The sequence below is a fragment of the Pseudomonas spirodelae genome (assembly GCF_034653255.1).
Lineage (GTDB): Bacteria > Pseudomonadota > Gammaproteobacteria > Pseudomonadales > Pseudomonadaceae > Aquipseudomonas > Aquipseudomonas spirodelae.
The window spans coordinates 73,918-91,080 of the sequence record NZ_JAYEET010000023.1 but is presented as its reverse complement, the minus strand read 5'-3'; the positions used below and the strand labels follow the sequence as shown (position 1 = coordinate 91,080).

At 59.2% G+C, this 17,163-nt stretch carries 17 protein-coding genes; 16 read left to right on the top strand and 1 reads right to left on the bottom strand.

The annotated features are described in order from the left end of the window. Nucleotides 1–11 precede the first annotated feature (11 nt). The 16 genes from ccoN (SOP97_RS07600) to SOP97_RS07525 all read left to right on the top strand — a co-directional run bounded on the left by ccoN (SOP97_RS07600) (nt 12) and on the right by SOP97_RS07525 (nt 15,404). Nucleotides 12–1,451, top strand: coding sequence for a cytochrome-c oxidase, cbb3-type subunit I (ccoN, locus tag SOP97_RS07600; protein WP_322948819.1), 1,440 nt, complete (start codon nt 12–14; stop codon nt 1,449–1,451). Continuing rightward, the gene (ccoO, locus tag SOP97_RS07595) at nt 1,451–2,059 is read left to right on the top strand and encodes a cytochrome-c oxidase, cbb3-type subunit II (RefSeq protein WP_322948818.1); all 609 of its coding nucleotides are present in this window, start codon (nt 1,451–1,453) and stop codon (nt 2,057–2,059) included. Before ccoN (SOP97_RS07600) ends, ccoO (SOP97_RS07595) begins: the two co-directional genes overlap by 1 nt. A 4-nt stretch (nt 2,060–2,063) precedes the next feature. Then, a complete protein-coding gene (locus SOP97_RS07590; RefSeq protein WP_322948817.1) occupies nt 2,064–2,249 on the top strand; it encodes a cbb3-type cytochrome oxidase subunit 3 in 186 nt (61 codons plus the stop codon). Next, complete coding sequence (gene ccoP / locus SOP97_RS07585; RefSeq protein ID WP_322948816.1) at nt 2,246–3,184, top strand: cytochrome-c oxidase, cbb3-type subunit III; 939 nt, start codon at nt 2,246–2,248, stop codon at nt 3,182–3,184. The genes SOP97_RS07590 and ccoP (SOP97_RS07585) overlap by 4 nt, the downstream gene beginning before the upstream one ends. Nucleotides 3,185–3,562: 378 nt before the next feature. Further along, complete coding sequence (ccoN, locus tag SOP97_RS07580; RefSeq protein WP_274088748.1) at nt 3,563–5,005, top strand: cytochrome-c oxidase, cbb3-type subunit I; 1,443 nt, start codon at nt 3,563–3,565, stop codon at nt 5,003–5,005. Next, entirely contained in the window at nt 5,005–5,613 is a 609-nt protein-coding gene (gene ccoO / locus SOP97_RS07575; RefSeq protein WP_090242354.1) for a cytochrome-c oxidase, cbb3-type subunit II, read from the top strand. The genes ccoN (SOP97_RS07580) and ccoO (SOP97_RS07575) overlap by 1 nt, the downstream gene beginning before the upstream one ends. Before the next feature lie 6 nt (nt 5,614–5,619). Continuing rightward, nucleotides 5,620–5,805, top strand: a complete 186-nt coding sequence (locus SOP97_RS07570; RefSeq protein WP_322948815.1) for a cbb3-type cytochrome oxidase subunit 3 — start codon at nt 5,620–5,622, stop codon at nt 5,803–5,805. Further along, complete coding sequence (ccoP, locus tag SOP97_RS07565) at nt 5,802–6,791, top strand: cytochrome-c oxidase, cbb3-type subunit III (RefSeq protein WP_274088746.1); 990 nt, start codon at nt 5,802–5,804, stop codon at nt 6,789–6,791. The genes SOP97_RS07570 and ccoP (SOP97_RS07565) overlap by 4 nt, the downstream gene beginning before the upstream one ends. A 136-nt stretch (nt 6,792–6,927) precedes the next feature. Continuing rightward, entirely contained in the window at nt 6,928–8,340 is a 1,413-nt protein-coding gene (gene ccoG / locus SOP97_RS07560; RefSeq protein WP_322948814.1) for a cytochrome c oxidase accessory protein CcoG, read from the top strand. Nucleotides 8,341–8,352: 12 nt separating this feature from the next. Next, nucleotides 8,353–8,865, top strand: a complete 513-nt coding sequence (locus SOP97_RS07555; RefSeq protein WP_274088744.1) for a FixH family protein — start codon at nt 8,353–8,355, stop codon at nt 8,863–8,865. An 8-nt stretch (nt 8,866–8,873) separates the two neighbouring features. Continuing rightward, on the top strand, nt 8,874–11,273 hold the full coding sequence (locus SOP97_RS07550; RefSeq protein ID WP_322948813.1) for a heavy metal translocating P-type ATPase: 2,400 nt from the start codon (nt 8,874–8,876) through the stop codon (nt 11,271–11,273). Nucleotides 11,274–11,312: 39 nt separating this feature from the next. Beyond that, nucleotides 11,313–11,531 carry a cbb3-type cytochrome oxidase assembly protein CcoS gene (gene ccoS, locus SOP97_RS07545; RefSeq protein WP_274088742.1) on the top strand — a complete coding sequence of 73 codons (219 nt, stop codon included), beginning with the start codon at nt 11,313–11,315 and terminating at the stop codon, nt 11,529–11,531. Further along, complete coding sequence (locus tag SOP97_RS07540; RefSeq protein WP_322948812.1) at nt 11,524–12,207, top strand: sulfite exporter TauE/SafE family protein; 684 nt, start codon at nt 11,524–11,526, stop codon at nt 12,205–12,207. The genes ccoS and SOP97_RS07540 overlap by 8 nt, the downstream gene beginning before the upstream one ends. A gap of 104 nt (nt 12,208–12,311) precedes the next feature. Then, nucleotides 12,312–13,694 (top strand): oxygen-independent coproporphyrinogen III oxidase, encoded by a 1,383-nt coding sequence (gene hemN, locus SOP97_RS07535; RefSeq protein ID WP_322948811.1) that lies wholly within the window; start codon nt 12,312–12,314, stop codon nt 13,692–13,694. Between the two features lie 398 nt (nt 13,695–14,092). Next, nucleotides 14,093–14,827 carry a fumarate/nitrate reduction transcriptional regulator Fnr gene (fnr, locus tag SOP97_RS07530; RefSeq protein WP_274088739.1) on the top strand — a complete coding sequence of 245 codons (735 nt, stop codon included), beginning with the start codon at nt 14,093–14,095 and terminating at the stop codon, nt 14,825–14,827. Nucleotides 14,828–14,855: 28 nt separating this feature from the next. Beyond that, nucleotides 14,856–15,404 (top strand): adenine phosphoribosyltransferase, encoded by a 549-nt coding sequence (locus tag SOP97_RS07525; protein WP_322948810.1) that lies wholly within the window; start codon nt 14,856–14,858, stop codon nt 15,402–15,404. Between the two features lie 65 nt (nt 15,405–15,469). Here the strand turns inward: SOP97_RS07525 and SOP97_RS07520 are convergent, their stop codons facing one another. Continuing rightward, entirely contained in the window at nt 15,470–17,029 is a 1,560-nt protein-coding gene (locus SOP97_RS07520; protein WP_322948809.1) for a cation:proton antiporter family protein, read from the bottom strand. Nucleotides 17,030–17,163 lie beyond the last annotated feature (134 nt).

Here is a 17,163-nt window from a genome sequence, read left to right as displayed (position 1 = left end):
GAAGCCCAGACATGAACACAACCAGCAGCAGCGCCTACAACTACAAGGTGGTGCGCCAATTCGCCATCATGACAGTGGTGTGGGGCATTGTCGGGATGGGGCTCGGCGTGTTTATCGCCGCGCAACTGGCTTGGCCCGAACTCAACTTCAACCTGCCGTGGACCAGCTTCGGGCGCCTACGCCCGCTGCATACCAACGCGGTCATCTTCGCCTTCGGCGGGTGCGCACTGTTCGCCACCAGTTACTACGCCGTGCAGCGCACTTCACAGGCCACGCTATTCGCACCCAAGCTCGCCGCCTTTACCTTCTGGGGGTGGCAGCTGGTGATTGTACTGGCAGCCATCAGCCTGCCGATGGGCTGGACCAGCTCCAAGGAATACGCCGAGCTGGAATGGCCGATCGACATTCTGATCACCATTGTCTGGGTCAGCTACGCCATCGTGTTCTTCGGCACGGTGATGAAGCGTAACGTCAGCCACATCTATGTGGGCAACTGGTTCTTCGGTGGTTTTATCCTCACCGTGGCGTTGCTACATCTAGTCAACAACCTAGAAGTGCCGGTCACCCTGACCAAGTCCTATTCGGCCTATGCTGGTGCGACCGATGCGATGATTCAGTGGTGGTACGGCCACAACGCCGTGGGCTTTTTCCTCACCGCGGGCTTCTTGGGGATGATGTATTACTTCGTGCCTAAGCAAGCGGGTCGTCCGGTGTATTCCTATCGCCTATCGATCGTGCACTTCTGGGCACTGATTGCTGTGTACATCTGGGCCGGCCCGCACCACCTGCACTACACCGCGCTGCCAGACTGGGCGCAGAGCCTGGGCATGGTGATGTCGCTGATTCTCCTGGCACCGAGCTGGGGCGGCATGATCAACGGCATGATGACCCTCTCTGGCGCCTGGCATAAGTTGCGCACCGACCCGATCCTGCGCTTCCTCGTGGTGTCGCTGGCGTTCTACGGCATGTCGACCTTCGAAGGCCCTATGATGGCCATCAAGACCGTCAACGCGCTGTCCCACTACACCGACTGGACCATCGGCCATGTGCACGCCGGCGCACTCGGCTGGGTGGCCATGGTGTCCATCGGCTCGCTGTATCACATGCTGCCCAAGGTCTTTGGCCGCGACGAGATGCACAGCATCGGCCTGATCAACGTGCACTTCTGGTTCGCCACCATCGGTACCGTGCTCTACATCGCCTCGATGTGGGTTAACGGCATCGCCCAGGGCCTGATGTGGCGTGCAGTCAACGAAGACGGCACCCTCACCTACTCCTTCGTCGAAGCACTGGAAGCCAGCCACCCCGGCTTTATAGTTCGGGTGATCGGCGGCGCGATTTTCTTTGCTGGCATGTTGGTGATGGCCTGGAACGTCTGGCAAACCGTGCGTCATACCAAGGCCGCTGAAATGGAAGCCGCCGCGCAGTTTTCGCTTGAGGGAGCTCACTGATGAGACACGAAATACTCGAGAAGAACATCGGCCTAATGGCGCTGATGATGGTCCTGGCCGTGAGCATCGGCGGCCTGACGCAGATCGTGCCGCTGTTCTTCCAGGACGTCACCAATGAGCCGGTAGCGGGCCTCAAGCCTTACACCGCGCTGCAACTGGAAGGTCGTGACATTTACATCCGTGAAGGCTGCGTGGGCTGCCATTCGCAGATGATTCGTCCATTCCGCGCCGAAACCGAGCGCTACGGCCACTACTCGGTGGCAGGCGAAAGCGTTTACGACCACCCCTTCCTCTGGGGCTCCAAGCGCACCGGGCCGGACTTGGCGCGCGTGGGCGGTCGCTACTCGGATGAATGGCACCGTGCGCACCTGTATAACCCGCGCAACGTGGTGCCGGAGTCGAAGATGCCTGCCTACCCGTGGCTGGTGGAAAGCACCCTGGACGGCCAACACACTCCGGCCAAGATGAAAGCCCTGCGCATGCTGGGCGTGCCTTACAGCGATGAGGACATTGCCGGTGCCGCTAGCGCGGTTAAGGGCAAGAGCGAGATGGATGCCATGGTCGCCTACCTGCAAGTGCTCGGCATTGCCGTGAAGAACAAGAGGTAGCGCCATGTCATTCGAACTTATTGATATCGGCACGCTGCGCGGCATAGGTACGGCACTGGTTCTGCTGTCCTTTGTTTGCGTCACTCTGTGGGCTTACAGCGGCAAGCGCCGCCTGGCCTTCGACCAGGCAGCACAACTGCCCTTTGCCGATGAACCCAAGCTGGCTGCACCAAGGAGCAAGACCCCATGAGCACGTTCTGGAGCTGGTACATCACCCTGCTGACTGTCGGCACTCTGCTCGCCCTGTCCTGGCTGATTTTCGCCACCCGCAAAAGCGAAGTTCACAAGAACCCAACCGATCAGACCATGGGTCATGCCTTCGATGGCATCGAGGAATATGACAACCCGCTGCCCAAGTGGTGGTTCATGCTGTTTGTCGGCACCATCATCTTCTCGATTGGCTACTTAGTGCTGTACCCCGGCCTGGGCAACTGGAAAGGTGTGCTGCCGGGCTATGAAGGCGGCTGGACCCAGGTCAAGCAGTGGCAGCGTGAAGTCGACAAGGCTGACGAGCTGTACGGGCCAATCTTCGCCAAATATGCAGCCATGCCCCTGGAAGAAGTGGCCAAAGACGAGCAGGCGTTGAAAATGGGCGGCCGCATGTTTGCCACCTATTGCTCGGTCTGCCACGGCTCCGACGCCAAAGGTGCAGTGGGCTTCCCTAACCTGACTGACAGCCACTGGCGCTGGGGCGGCGAGCCGGAAACCATCAAAACCACCATCCTCAATGGTCGTATGGGCGCCATGCCCGCGTGGGCACCGGTGATTGGCGAAGACGGCGTGCAACAAGTCGCGGCCTATGTGCGTAAGGACCTGGCCGGCTTGCCACTGCCAGCCGACAAGCCATATGACCTGGATAAGGGAGCGGCCATTTATGCCGCCAACTGCCTGGCCTGTCACGGTGCCGAAGGTAAAGGCATGGCCGTACTGGGTGCGCCAGACCTGACTAGCCCAGCGGGCTGGATCTACGGCAGCAGCCTGGTGCAGCTGCAACAGACCATCCGCCATGGCCGCAACGGCCAGATGCCGGCGCAGGATCAATACCTGGGCAACGACAAGGTGCATTTACTGGCCGCTTATGTGCTCAGCCTGAGCCAGCAAGCGCGCAACGCCGCAACGCAATAATCAGCCCTCAGCAATACTGCCTGGCGATCCCGTATCGCCAGGCAGCCTAAATAGCCTCCCCTCACGCCTCAAACCCCGCCAAGTCATGCGACCCAAGGTCGCACCCTTCCGACCAAGTGCACGCGCAGGCTTTGACTTGAGCTAATCTTGTCGACAGTCGCCACCTGTCATAACTCCAAGGCGATTCCCATCTTTGCGCTATGCCGTTTTAAGGCGTTTGTTGCTTGCAGCAATGCCTTGTGACAAAGGCATTACATGCTTGTTAAGAGCCCTGAAAGCCCTATCGCGCCGGCTTGTGTCGTTGCAATGAGAACCTGCTTTCTACATACTTGCCACCGATTTTTGCCCCTAAAAAATCCATTAACCGTGGAACCCATAATGAGCACAGCAATCAGTCAGACTGCTTATAACTACAAGGTGGTTCGCCAATTCGCCGTAATGACGGTGATTTGGGGAGTCATTGGCATGGCTCTAGGTGTTTTCATCGCCGCACAACTCGTGTGGCCTGAACTCAACCTAGGCATGGAATGGACGACCTTTGGCCGTCTACGTCCGCTTCACACCAACGCGGTAATCTTCGCCTTCGGCGGTTGCGCACTGTTTGCCACGTCTTACTACGTGGTGCAGCGCACGTGCCAAACGCGCCTGATTTCCGATGGTCTGGCTGCTTTCACCTTCTGGGGCTGGCAAGCCGTAATCGTCGCAGCGGTCATCACCCTGCCGATGGGTTACACCGGCACCAAAGAGTACGCTGAGCTTGAGTGGCCGATTGATATCCTCCTGGGTATCGTCTGGGTGACTTACGCAGTGGTGTTCTTCGGCACTGTGGCCAAGCGTAAAACCAAGCACATCTATGTCGGCAACTGGTTCTACGGTGCCTTCATTCTGGTGACCGCGATGCTGCACATCGTCAACAGTGCGGCCGTTCCGGTCAGCCTGTTCAAGTCCTACTCGGCCTATGCCGGTGCGACTGACGCGATGATTCAGTGGTGGTACGGGCACAACGCCGTAGGCTTCTTCCTGACCACTGGCTTCCTGGGGATGATGTACTACTTCGTACCCAAGCAGGCTGAGCGTCCGATCTACTCCTACCGCTTGTCCATCGTGCACTTCTGGGCGCTGATCACCCTGTATATCTGGGCTGGCCCGCACCACCTGCACTACACCGCACTGCCGGATTGGGCGCAGTCCCTCGGTATGGCGATGTCGATCATTCTGCTGGCACCGAGCTGGGGCGGCATGATCAACGGCATGATGAGCCTGTCTGGCGCCTGGCATAAGCTGCGCACCGACCCAATCCTGCGCTTCTTGGTGGTATCGCTGGCGTTCTACGGCATGTCGACCTTCGAAGGTCCGATGATGGCGATCAAGACCGTCAACGCGCTGTCCCACTACACCGACTGGACCATCGGCCACGTACACGCCGGCGCTCTCGGCTGGGTAGCGATGATCTCCATCGGCGCGCTGTACCACATGCTGCCTAAAGTGTTTGGTCGCCCACAGATGCACAGCGTCGGCCTGATCAACGCACACTTCTGGTTGGCCACCATCGGTACCGTGCTGTACATCGCCTCCATGTGGGTCAACGGCATTACCCAGGGTTTGATGTGGCGTGCAGTCAACGAAGACGGCACCCTCACCTACTCCTTCGTTGAAGCGCTGGAAGCCAGCCACCCAGGTTATGTGGTGCGTATGATCGGCGGCGCGTTCTTCGTCACCGGCATGCTGCTGATGGCTTACAACACCTACCGTACCGTGCGTGCCGCGAAAGCTTCTGAATACGAAGCAGCTGCACAGATTCCAGCCGGAGTAGCGCACTGATGAAACACGAAATTATTGAGAAAAATATTGGCCTGATGGCGCTGCTGATGGTTCTAGCCGTCAGCATCGGCGGCCTGACTCAAATCGTTCCGCTGTTTTTCCAGGACGTCACCAATGAGCCGGTGGAAGGCCTCAAGCCTTACACCGCGCTGCAACTGGAAGGCCGCGATGTTTACATCGCCAACGGTTGTGTCGGCTGCCACTCGCAGATGATCCGTCCGTTCCGTGCGGAAACCGAGCGTTATGGCCACTATTCGGTCGCCGGTGAAAGCGTTTGGGACCACCCGTTCCTGTGGGGCTCCAAGCGTACCGGTCCGGACTTGGCCCGTGTTGGCGGTCGTTACTCGGATGAGTGGCAGCGTGCGCACCTGTATAACCCGCGCAACGTCGTGCCTGAATCGAAAATGCCGGCTTACCCCTTCCTGGTTGAGCACAAGCTTGACGGCAAGGACACCGCCAAGAAGATGGAAGTCATGCGTGGCTTTGGCATCCCTTACACCGATGAAGACATCGCAGGTGCTAAGGATGCAGTAAAAGGCAAAACCGAAATGGACGCACTGGTTGCGTACCTGCAGGTTCTCGGCACTTCCATCAAGAACAAACGGTAACGCTCAATGGATATCGGGACTATTCGCGGCATAGGCACAGCAGTGGTGTTCATCGCTTTTATTAGCGTGGTGCTCTGGGCTTACAGCAGCAAGCGTAAATCCAGCTTCGACGAGGCCGCCAACCTGCCCTTCGCCGACGATCCCAAACCCGTTGACCGTGACGAGCAATCTTCCAGGAGCAATAACCAATGACCACGTTCTGGAGTTGGTACGTAACCATTCTGTCGCTGGGCACCATCTTCGCCCTGACTTGGCTAGTGTTCGGCACCCGCAAGGGCCAGCGCCAGGACACTACCGAAGAAACCATGGGCCATACCTTTGACGGTATCGAAGAGTATGACAACCCACTGCCTAAGTGGTGGTTCATGCTGTTTGTCGGCACCATCGTCTTCGCCCTCGGCTACCTAGTCCTGTACCCAGGCCTGGGTAACTGGAAAGGTCTGCTGCCGGGCTACGACTACCTCGACAGCAAAGCAGAAACCCCATTTGCCACCAACGTGGAAATCGCTGGCGGTGCTGAGCGCAATGCCGGCTGGACCGGTGTGCACCAGTGGGAAAAAGAGATGGCCAAGGCCGATGCTCAGTACGGGCCGATCTTCGCCAAATACGCAGCCATGCCGATTGAGCAAGTGGCCCAGGACGAGCAAGCGCTGAAAATGGGCGGCCGCCTGTTTGCTTCCAACTGCTCGGTCTGCCACGGCTCTGATGCCAAGGGTGCTTACGGCTTCCCTAACCTCACCGACAACGACTGGCTGTATGGCGGCGAACCGGAAACCCTCAAGACCACCATCATGGGCGGCCGTCAGGCAGCTATGCCAGCGTGGAAAGACATCATCGGTGAAGAAGGCATCCGCAACGTTGCCGGCTACATCCGTACGCTGTCTGGCTTGAAGAATCCGCAGGGCATCGAAGTTGACCTTGCCGCAGGTCAAAACATCTTTGCGAGCAATTGTGCAGTCTGTCATGGCGCTGAAGGTAAGGGCCAACAGGCTATGGGCGCACCGAATCTGACTGACAAAGTCTGGCTCTACGGTTCCAGCTTCGCTCAGGTTCAACAAACTCTGCGTTATGGCCGTAATGGCAAGATGCCAGCCCAGGCTGACTTCCTGGGCAACGATAAAGTGCATTTGCTGGCCGCTTATGTGTACAGCCTGTCGCAAGGCAAAACCGAGAAGTAATTCTTGGGCTCAGCAGGCGCGACCGCAGGTCGCACCTGCCGAGTGATCGTCAGGCGTACCATAGCGCAAGAGCACGTATGACCCCGGCCGGCACGTATCGACCAGGGCAGCCATCCAACCGCCGTGGTACGCACTGATGAGCACACAGATCCCCGTTAAAGACGTCACTCCTGCCCAGGCCAAGGTCGAAGTTGTTGACCTGTACGCCAACCGCGAAAAAATCTACACCCGCTCCTTCACCGGCATCTTCCGCAACCTGCGCATGCTCGGTGGCGCAGCCCTCTTCCTGTTGTATTTCGGCACTGTATGGTTGACCTGGAATGGCCGTCAGGCTGTTTGGTGGGACCTGCCGGAACGCAAATTTCATATCTTCGGGGCCACCTACTGGCCACAAGACTTTGTCCTGCTCTCAGCACTGCTGATCATCGCCGCCTTCGGTCTGTTCTTTATCACCGTATTCGCCGGGCGCGTCTGGTGCGGCTACACCTGCCCGCAGAGCGTATTCACCTGGGTCTTTATGTGGGCTGAAAAGGTCACCGAAGGTGATCGCAATCAGCGCATGAAACTCGACAAAACCCCGATGACCTCGCAGAAGTTTCTGCGCAAGCTGGCCAAACACAGCATCTGGGTGGGCGTTTCACTGGTCACCGCGATTACCTTCGTCGGCTACTTCACCCCAATCCGCGATCTGATCCCCGATCTGTTTACCCTGCAAGCTGGCGGCTGGGCTCTGTTCTGGGTGGGCTTCTTTACCCTGGCCACCTACGGCAACGCCGGCTATCTGCGTGAGCAGGTGTGCATCTACATGTGCCCTTATGCGCGCTTCCAGAGCGTGATGTTCGACCAGGACACCCTGATCGTGTCCTACGACCCTCGCCGCGGCGAGCAGCGTGGCCCGCGTAAGCGTGATGCTGATTACAAGGCTGAAGGCCTGGGTGACTGCATCGACTGCAAGATGTGCGTACACGTCTGCCCGACCGGTATCGATATTCGCGACGGCCTGCAGATTGAGTGCATCGGTTGCGCGGCCTGTATCGACGCCTGCGACAGCATCATGGAAAAGATGAACTATCCGAAGGGCCTGATCAGCTACACCACCGAACACAACCTCTCCGGGCAAAAGACCCACTTGATACGACCCCGCCTGATTGGCTACGCCATCGCCCTGCTGGCCATGTTCTGTGTATTCAGCTGGGCCATCGTCGATCGCTCGCTGGTGGAACTGGATGTACTCAAAGACCGCGTGCTCTATCGTGAAAACGAAGAAGGCCGGATCGAGAACGTCTACACCCTGAAAATCATGAACAAGGCCCAGCACGAAGTGACCTATCGGATCGAAGCCGATGGCCTCGACGGCCTGGTGTATGAAGGCAAGCGTGAGGTCAAAGCACTGGCTGGCGAGGTACTGTCGCTGCCGGTGGAGCTGTCCATCGAACCTGAGAAACTGCCTTCGAGCGCCAATGAAATCAGCTTCCGCTTGCAGGCGGTAGATGACCCAAGCATCAAAACCGACGCCGCCAGCCGCTTTATCGGCCCCAGCGTGCGCTGACCAGAGAAGACCATGACTGAAAAGAACGCCGAGATCATCAAGCCCTGGTACAAGCAATTCTGGCCCTGGTTTCTGATTGGCCTGTTGGCCTATTCAGTGGTCCAGGGGCTGACCCTGCTGACCATCGCCACGAAAAACCCGCCGGGGCTGATTTCCGATGACTATTACGACGTCGGCAAGGGCATCAACCAGTCACTGGAACGGGAAAACCACGCCATCCGTCTCAAGCTGCACGCCAACCTGCTGCTCAACGATGACGACGGCACCGCCACCCTGCAGCTGAATGGCAACAGCCGCCCACAGCAGTTGGTGCTCAACCTGATTTCACCGACCCAGCCGGAGCGTGATCGCCGGGTAATCCTGCAGCCGCAGGCCGATGGCAGTTACAGCGGGCAGATGATCGATGCGGTGCAAGGTCGACGCTTTGTTGAGCTGATCGGCCAAGAAGGCGGCAAGGACTGGCGCCTGTTCGAAGAAGAAGACGTACAAAGCGGCCAAGAAATCCTTCTCGGGGATGCTCAATAAGCACACCGATGGCCACTCCAACCCCCTGCTATCACTGCGGTTTGCCGGTCCCCAGCGGCAGCCGCTTTCAGGCTCAGGTACTGGGCGCTCCCCGTGAAATGTGCTGCCCGGGCTGTCAGGCAGTGGCCGAAGCCATCGTCAGTGGCGGCCTGGAGCACTACTACAGCCACCGTAGCGAAAGCGCCGCCAACCCACAGAGCCTGCCCCAGGCCCTGCCTGATGAACTCGCCCTGTATGACCGCAGCGATGTGCAGCAACCCTTTGTCGAGCATGACGGTGAACTCAGTGAGACCTGCCTGCTGATTGAAGGCATCAGCTGCGCTGCCTGTGGCTGGCTGATTGAAAAACACCTGCGCGCCCTACCCGGCGTCAGCGAGGCGCACCTCAACCTGTCCAACCACCGCCTGCAAGTGCGCTGGGCCGACAGTCAGCTGCCGTTAAGCCAACTGCTCAAGGCGCTGCGTAAGATCGGCTACGCCGCCCACCCTTGGCAGGCCGATGCCGCCGCCGAACAGCTGCAACGCGAAAACCGCCGCGCCATGCGCGAACTGGGCGTCGCCGGCATGCTGTGGATGCAGGTGATGATGGCGACCATGGCCACATGGCCGGAATTCAACATTGACCTGTCTCCCGAGCTGGACAAGATTCTGCGCTGGGTCAGCCTGTTTCTCACTACCCCGATTGTCTTCTACTGCTGCGGGCAGTTCTTCCGCGGTGCCCTGCGCGACCTGCGCACCCGTCACCTGACCATGGACGTGTCGGTATCCCTGGCGATTGGTGGCGCCTATGTCGCCGGTATCTGGTCCACCATCACCGGTCAGGGCGAGCTGTATTTCGATGCCGTGGGCATGTTTGCCCTGTTCCTCCTGGCCGGCCGCTACCTGGAACGCCGCGCCCGCGAACGCACTGCCGCCGCCACCGCGCAGCTGGTCAACCTGCTACCGGCGTCCTGTCTGCGCCTGGATGCCGACGGCCAGAGCCAACGGATTCTGCTCAGCGAATTGCGCGTCGGTGATCAGGTGCTGGTGCCGCCAGGCGCCCTGCTGCCCGCCGACGGGCGCATTGTTCAAGGCCAGTCGAGCGTCGATGAGTCCCTGCTAACCGGCGAATACCTGCCACAGCCGCGTAACGTCGGCGATGCCGTCACCGCCGGTACTCTGAATGTCGAAGGTCCGTTGCAGGTTGAAGTGCAGGCCCTCGGTGACGCTACGCGGCTGTCGGCAATCGTCCGCCTGCTGGAGCGCGCGCAGAGCGACAAACCGCGTCTGGCAGTACTCGCCGACCAAGTGGCGCAGTGGTTCCTGCTGATTGTTCTAGTCGTCGCGGCTATCGTCGGCCTGGTCTGGTGGCAACTCGACCCATCGCGTGCCTTCTGGATTGTGCTGGCCCTGCTGGTCGCCACCTGTCCCTGCGCACTGGCATTGGCCACGCCGACCGCATTGACCGCCGCCACGGGCTCGCTGCACAAGCTCGGCATGCTGCTGACCCGTGGCCACGTACTCGAAGGCCTGAATCAGATCGACACCCTGGTGCTGGACAAGACCGGCACCTTGACCGAAGGCCGCCTGACACTCAGCGCCATCCACCTGCTGCGCGAGCTGGATGCGGATAGCTGCCTGGCCCTGGCCGCCGCCCTGGAAAACCGCTCTGAGCACCCGATTGCCCGCGCCTTTGGCCAAGCGCCTGAGGCGGCCGAACAAGTCGACAGCCATCCAGGCCTCGGCCTGCAAGGGCGCGCCGGGGGACGCTTGCTCCGCATCGGCCAGGCAGACTTCGTCTGCGCACTGAGCGCTCAGCCCGTCCCAACCATTACCGGCGAACATGGCCAGTGGCTGCTGCTGGGTGACGAACAAGGGCCGCTGGCCTGGTTCGTACTGGATGACCGCTTACGCGATGACGCGCCACAACTGATCGCCATGGCCAAAGCCAAACGCTGGCAGATCATGCTGCTGTCCGGCGACAGCTCCCCGATGGTCGCTGAAGTAGCGCGACAACTCGGCATCGACGATGCACATGGCGGCCTCACCCCGGATGCCAAGCTGGACGTACTGAAGCAGCTACACAGCCAGGGCCGCCGCGTACTGATGCTGGGTGACGGAGTCAATGATGTGCCGGTCCTGGCCGCCGCCGACATCAGCGTGGCCATGGGCAGCGCCACCGACTTGGCAAAAACCAGCGCCGATGCCGTGCTGCTCTCCAATCGCCTTAGCAGCCTGGTACAGGCGCTACACATGGCGCAACGAACCCGCCGGGTGATCATCGAGAACCTCGCCTGGGCCAGCCTGTACAATGGCCTGGTACTGCCCTTCGCCGCCATCGGCTGGATTACCCCGATCTGGGCCGCGCTGGGCATGTCGGTCAGCTCACTGCTGGTGGTACTCAACGCCTTACGGCTAACACGCCCGTAAGGGGGTTCACGCCTCACCCAAGCCGCACCTGGAGATCTTATGCCCGCCCTCTATATCTTGATCCCAGTCGCCATTGCGCTGGTGGCATTCGCCATCTGGCTGTTCTTCTGGGCGGTCGACAGTGGGCAGTACGACGACCTGGACGGCCCGGCCCACAGCATTCTGTTCGACGACGAAGACCCAAAACACAAAGCCGCCGTTACCCAGGCGCAGCAACAAGACACGCAGCACGACTCACAGGAGCCGCCGCGTGCTTGATCTGCTGCCGCTGCTGATCTCAGCCATGATCCTCGGCCTGCTTGGCGGCGGCCATTGCCTGGGCATGTGCGGCGGACTCATGGGCGCGCTGACCCTAGCGATCCCGCCCGAGCAGCGCGCGCAACGCTTTCAGCTGTTACTGGCCTACAACCTGGGGCGGATTCTCAGTTACACCCTGGCAGGGCTTCTGCTCGGGCTGGCTGGCTGGGCAGTCGCCGCCAGCCCACTGGTAACCGGGTTGCGCGTAATAGCGGCACTGCTGCTGATTGCCATGGGCCTATACCTGGCTGGCTGGTGGAGCGGCCTGACGCGTATCGAAGCCCTTGGTCGCGGCCTGTGGCGCTATATCCAACCCCTGACCCGACGCTTTATGCCCGTCACCAGCCTGCCGCGTGCTCTGGTGCTCGGCAGTTTGTGGGGCTGGCTGCCCTGCGGCCTGGTCTACAGCACCCTGCTGTGGGCCGCCAGCCAGGGCAACGCGTTCGACAGCGCCGCGCTGATGCTGGCCTTCGGCTTGGGCACCATGCCCGTTCTTCTGGCCACCGGCCTAGCCGCCGAACGCCTGACCGCCCTGCTGCGTAAACGAGGCATCCGCATGGCCGGTGGTATTTTGGTCATCCTCTTCGGTCTGTGGACCCTGCCCGGCCCGCACCAGCACTGGCTAATGGGCCACTGATCGGCAATCGGCGACAGCACGCAGCCGCTTGATACAGGTCAAAACACCCCCAGCGTGGCGCACTTAGACTCCCCGGCATTGAAAGCCAAACCGGGAACCCCCGCATGCTCAACGCCATCCAGTGGGACAGCAACCTGATCCGCCGTTATGACCAGGCCGGCCCGCGCTATACCTCTTACCCGACCGCCGTGCAGTTCCATGAGCGCGTTAGCCAGTTCGACCTGCTGCACGCCCTGCGTGATAGCCGCAAAGCCATGCGTCCGCTGTCACTGTATGTGCACATCCCGTTCTGCGCGCACATCTGCTACTACTGCGCCTGCAACAAGGTCATCACCAAAGATCGCGGGCGCGCTCAGCCTTACCTGGAAAAACTCGAACGCGAAATCGAGATTATTAGCCATCATTTAGACCCGCAGCAGAAGGTCGAACAGCTGCACTTCGGCGGTGGTACGCCGACCTTTCTCAGCCATGATGAATTGCGTCACCTGATGGGCCACCTGCGCCAACACTTCAACCTGCTGGATGACGACTCAGGCGATTACAGCATTGAGATCGACCCACGCGAAGCCGACTGGTCAACCATGGGCCTACTCCGTGAGCTCGGTTTCAACCGTGTCAGCTTGGGCGTGCAAGACCTCGATCCGGCCGTGCAACGAGCGGTGAACCGCCTGCAAACCCTGGAAGAAACCCGCGCCATCATCGAAGCCGCGCGCACCCTGCAGTTCCGCTCGGTAAACATCGACCTGATCTACGGCCTACCGCTGCAAACGCCTGAACGCTTCGCCCGCACGGTCGACGAAATAATAGCCCTGCAACCCGATCGCCTATCACTCTTCAACTACGCCCATTTGCCGGAGCGCTTTATGCCGCAGCGGCGCATCAACACCAGCGACCTGCCCAGCCCAGGCGACAAGCTGGCCATGCTGCACGCCAGCATCGAGCAACTGAGCGCCGCCGGTTACCGCTATATCGGCATGGATCACTTCGCCTTACCCGATGACGAGCTGGCCAGCGCCCAGGAAGACGGCAGCCTGCAGCGCAACTTCCAGGGCTATACCACCCACGGCCATTGCGACCTGATCGGCCTAGGCGTGTCATCCATCAGTCAGATTGGCGACCTGTACTGCCAGAACATCAGCGATCTAAGTAAATACCAAGACAGCCTCGAACACAGTGAACTGGCCACCGTGCGCGGCCTGCACTGTGATGACGACGACCGCCTGCGGCGTGCGGTGATCCAGCAGCTGATCTGTCATTTCCAACTGCGCTTTATCGACATTGAGCAGGCCTATTCCATCGAGTTTCGCCGCTACTTTGCCGATATCTGGCCGCAACTGCAGCAAATGGCCAGTGATGGTTTGATCGAATTGAATGCCCAGGGCATCGAGGTCCTGCCAGCAGGCCGCCTACTGGTGCGCTCGCTGTGCATGCTGTTTGATCGCTACCTCAATGAACTCAGCAGGCAGCGTTTCTCACGGGTGATCTAAGACACCGTTGCGCGTGCCTATGTCATGACAAGGGTGGCCGCTCCTGCACCTGCAGCTCACTCGGAGCCTGCATAGCCTTGATCAGCGTCGCTACGGCGCTGCTTAAGGCCTCCCTTGCAGTAGGCCATGTCACGAGCGTCTACTGCGCATTCGCGTCGCCCTGAACGCAGCCTTCGGCTTCAGCACGCTTACGCTCCAGCACAGTATTCATGCCGCTTCCCGCATCGGCCAACTCCAGACAAATGGAGAGGCTCATTGCATATCTTTTAAGGTCATCCGACCTATCTCCCGAGCGCCATCAAACTTGATCACGCACTCAAGAACCGCATCCTAGTGGCCCAACCCTGCGCCCTGCTGTAACCTTGCGCTTATTGTGTGTTTATCCAGGATCATTCGAGATGTCCGAAAACATCAAGCTGCACGCACCCCATCAAGCCCATTGCAAGGACTGCAGCCTGGCGAGTTTGTGCCTGCCGCTATCGCTGAATCTGGAAGATATGGACGCCCTCGACGACATCGTCAAACGCGGCCGCCCACTGAAAAAAGGTGAGTTTCTGTTCCGCCAGGGCGATGCCTTCAATTCTGTTTTTGCCGTGCGTGCCGGCGCGCTAAAAACCTTCAGCCTGAGCGATGGCGGTGATGAACAAATCACCGGCTTCCACCTACCCAGTGAACTGATTGGGCTGTCGGGCATGGACAACGAGACCTATCCAGTGTCGGCCGTAGCCCTGGAAACCACCTCGGTGTGTGAAATCCCCTTCGAGCGGCTCGACGAATTGTCAGTGCAGTTGCCGCAACTGCGCCGCCAACTGATGCGCGTTATGAGCCGGGAGATCCGCGACGATCAACAGATGATGTTGCTGCTGTCGAAGAAGACCGCAGATGAGCGCATCGCCACATTCTTGGTTAACCTCTCGGCCCGCTTCCGCGCACGCGGCTTCTCGGCCAATCAGTTCCGCCTGGCCATGTCGCGCAACGAAATTGGCAACTATCTAGGCCTTGCAGTAGAGACCGTATCGCGGGTATTCACCCGTTTCCAACAGAACAAGCTGCTCGAAGCCGAAGGCAAAGAAGTGCAGATCCTCGACCCGATCGAGCTGTGCGCCCTGGCTGGCGGTAATCTCGACAGCTGATAGAACCGCACAGCGCAGGACCCAACAGATGATCTTCGACGAATTCAGCATCAAAACCCTGATCCGCCCGGTGGTGGACTTCCCCAAGCCGGGGGTGATCTTTCGCGACATCACCCCGCTGTTCCAGTCGCCACGTGCACTGCGCATGGTCGCCGACAGTTTTATCCAGCGTTACGTCGAAGCCGATTTCAGCCACATCGGCGCCATGGATGCGCGTGGTTTTCTGATCGGTTCAATCATCGCCTATGAGCTGAACAAGCCGCTGGTGCTGTTTCGCAAGCAAGGCAAACTTCCGGCTGATGTGCTCAGTGAGAGTTATCAAACCGAATACGGCGAAGCCAAGCTCGAAGTGCATGCCGACAGCCTCTGCGAAGGCGACAAAGTGCTGATTTTTGATGACCTGATCGCAACTGGTGGCACCTTGCTCGCGGCTGCACAATTGGTACGACGCATGGGCGCCAGCATCATTGAAGCCGCCGCGATCATCGATCTACCCGAGCTAGGCGGCTCGCAGAAACTGCAGGACAGCGGTATCGCCACTTTCGCCCTTACCCGCTTCGCCCTCACCGACCAGTAATACCCAGCAATCAACGAAACGCCCGCTTTATTGCGGGCGTTTTGGTTTCCAATTCTCCGAGAGCCTCAGGACGCCTCGGTACGGCTCTCCAATGTTCTGATCACATGTTCAGCCAAGCCAGAGCCGGCTTCACTCATGGTCAGGTAGGTACGATCAGCGCCCGCTTCCTGAATGCGCTTGGCAATGTCTTCGTACATTGCGTGGGACACCAGCAAACCACTAAAACCGCGCTCGCGCAGCTTCTGCGTTGCAATCACCTTGGTCTCTTCATCGTTAAGCGTGAGGATTACGGCATCAACCTTGGGCATATCCAGGTGCTGCCAAAACACCGGATCTTCACCATCGGCAAACAGCACGTGACGCCCAGCCGCCTTACTCTGTTCAATCACAGTAGGGTCGGAATCAAGACCAACCACACGATAGCCTTGCTCCTTCAGATAATCGTAAGCCGCCCGGCCAGTGCGCCCCATGCCCATTACCAATGTTTGTGCATCGCCCAGCGATAGCGGTTGCTCATCGGGGTGGCGGATATTGCGCTCTAGGGGGATTAAGCACCAAGACCAACGCTCGTAGAGCAGATGAACGATACGATTGAGTGGAGCGGACACAACAAACGACAACGCCACCGTAATGGCCAACGGAATCAGCCATTGCGGCAGCACGACACTGGCCATAATCAGGCCGAATTCGCTGTAGTTGGTAAGGCTGACACCCGCGAGGAAAGCGCTACGCGCGCGCAAGCGAAAGAGCAGAAACAGAAAAAAGAACAGCACGCCCTTGAGCGGCAATAGCAACGTCATCACCAGCGCAAACTTCAGCGCATCCGCATCAGGGAGACCGCCAATCCCGATCTGTAAAAAGAAGCCGACCAAGAAGACTTCTTTGATACCCCACAGTGAGTTGGACAGCTCGGTAGCCCGCTTATGCTTGGCCAACAACGCGCCAAATGCCAGAGCGCCTAGCTCCGAGCTCAGCCCCAATTGCTCAAAACCGAAGCCGCCGGCCGCCAACGCCAAAAGCAAACCGAGCAACAACAGCAGCTCCTCGTGGCCACTGGCGTCAAGCAAGCGAAATAACAGAGGACGCAGAAACGGCAAGGCAAAAACCATTAACGCCCATGGTGAAGGCAAATCCCCAGCAGCCAGGCTCATGACCAGCAAAGCAATCATGTCCTGAAGCACCAGAACGCCAATCGCTACACGACCGTGAAACGCCCGAAGCTCGCGCTTGCTTTCGAGTACTTTGGCCGCCAACACCGTGCTGGAAAATGACAGAGCGCTCGCCAGTAATAAGCACTGCAACCAAGGTAAATCGAGCAGCAGCCTAATTGCGGGGAGAAACAGCACACTGGAAATAGCGAAGTGCAGAAGCCCTCCGCCAATCACCTCACGCCGCAGCAGATTGCTCGGTTTCAACTTTAGGCCCACGGTAAACAACAGCAGCAGCACACCCAAATGAGCTATGTGCTGCAGCGCCTCACTGTCATGTGGACCAACACCGATGTACTCACCTACCGCGGCCAAAGCAAAACCTGCTCCCAGATAGCCCACCAATGGCGGCAGCCCCACAGCTCGTGCAGCCAAGCCCATGCCAAAGGCAAAAGCAATCCAGGCAGCTTCAATCATCAGTAATCCTTATCAGCAGAAACAAGCGCCAAGCCAGCAAACATATCAGCGGGCCGGGCGAAGTAACTTAATAGCATACGGGCGCAGCGCTTAAGCAACATTGATCAACATCAGCCATGGCGGTGCACCGGCAA

Excerpts from the sequence above, each read along its gene's own strand:
- ccoN (WP_322948819.1), top strand. The coding sequence starts at position 12 with ATGAACACAACCAGCAGCAGCGCCTACAACTACAAGGTGGTGCGCCAA.
- ccoO (WP_322948818.1), top strand. The coding sequence starts at position 1,451 with ATGAGACACGAAATACTCGAGAAGAACATCGGCCTAATGGCGCTGATG.
- SOP97_RS07590 (WP_322948817.1), top strand. The coding sequence starts at position 2,064 with ATGTCATTCGAACTTATTGATATCGGCACGCTGCGCGGCATAGGTACG.
- ccoP (WP_322948816.1), top strand. The coding sequence starts at position 2,246 with ATGAGCACGTTCTGGAGCTGGTACATCACCCTGCTGACTGTCGGCACT.
- ccoN (WP_274088748.1), top strand. The coding sequence starts at position 3,563 with ATGAGCACAGCAATCAGTCAGACTGCTTATAACTACAAGGTGGTTCGC.
- ccoO (WP_090242354.1), top strand. The coding sequence starts at position 5,005 with ATGAAACACGAAATTATTGAGAAAAATATTGGCCTGATGGCGCTGCTG.
- SOP97_RS07570 (WP_322948815.1), top strand. The coding sequence starts at position 5,620 with ATGGATATCGGGACTATTCGCGGCATAGGCACAGCAGTGGTGTTCATC.
- ccoP (WP_274088746.1), top strand. The coding sequence starts at position 5,802 with ATGACCACGTTCTGGAGTTGGTACGTAACCATTCTGTCGCTGGGCACC.
- ccoG (WP_322948814.1), top strand. The coding sequence starts at position 6,928 with ATGAGCACACAGATCCCCGTTAAAGACGTCACTCCTGCCCAGGCCAAG.
- SOP97_RS07555 (WP_274088744.1), top strand. The coding sequence starts at position 8,353 with ATGACTGAAAAGAACGCCGAGATCATCAAGCCCTGGTACAAGCAATTC.
- SOP97_RS07550 (WP_322948813.1), top strand. The coding sequence starts at position 8,874 with ATGGCCACTCCAACCCCCTGCTATCACTGCGGTTTGCCGGTCCCCAGC.
- ccoS (WP_274088742.1), top strand. The coding sequence starts at position 11,313 with ATGCCCGCCCTCTATATCTTGATCCCAGTCGCCATTGCGCTGGTGGCA.
- hemN (WP_322948811.1), top strand. The coding sequence starts at position 12,312 with ATGCTCAACGCCATCCAGTGGGACAGCAACCTGATCCGCCGTTATGAC.
- fnr (WP_274088739.1), top strand. The coding sequence starts at position 14,093 with ATGTCCGAAAACATCAAGCTGCACGCACCCCATCAAGCCCATTGCAAG.
- SOP97_RS07525 (WP_322948810.1), top strand. The coding sequence starts at position 14,856 with ATGATCTTCGACGAATTCAGCATCAAAACCCTGATCCGCCCGGTGGTG.
- SOP97_RS07520 (WP_322948809.1), bottom strand. The coding sequence starts at position 17,029 with ATGATTGAAGCTGCCTGGATTGCTTTTGCCTTTGGCATGGGCTTGGCT.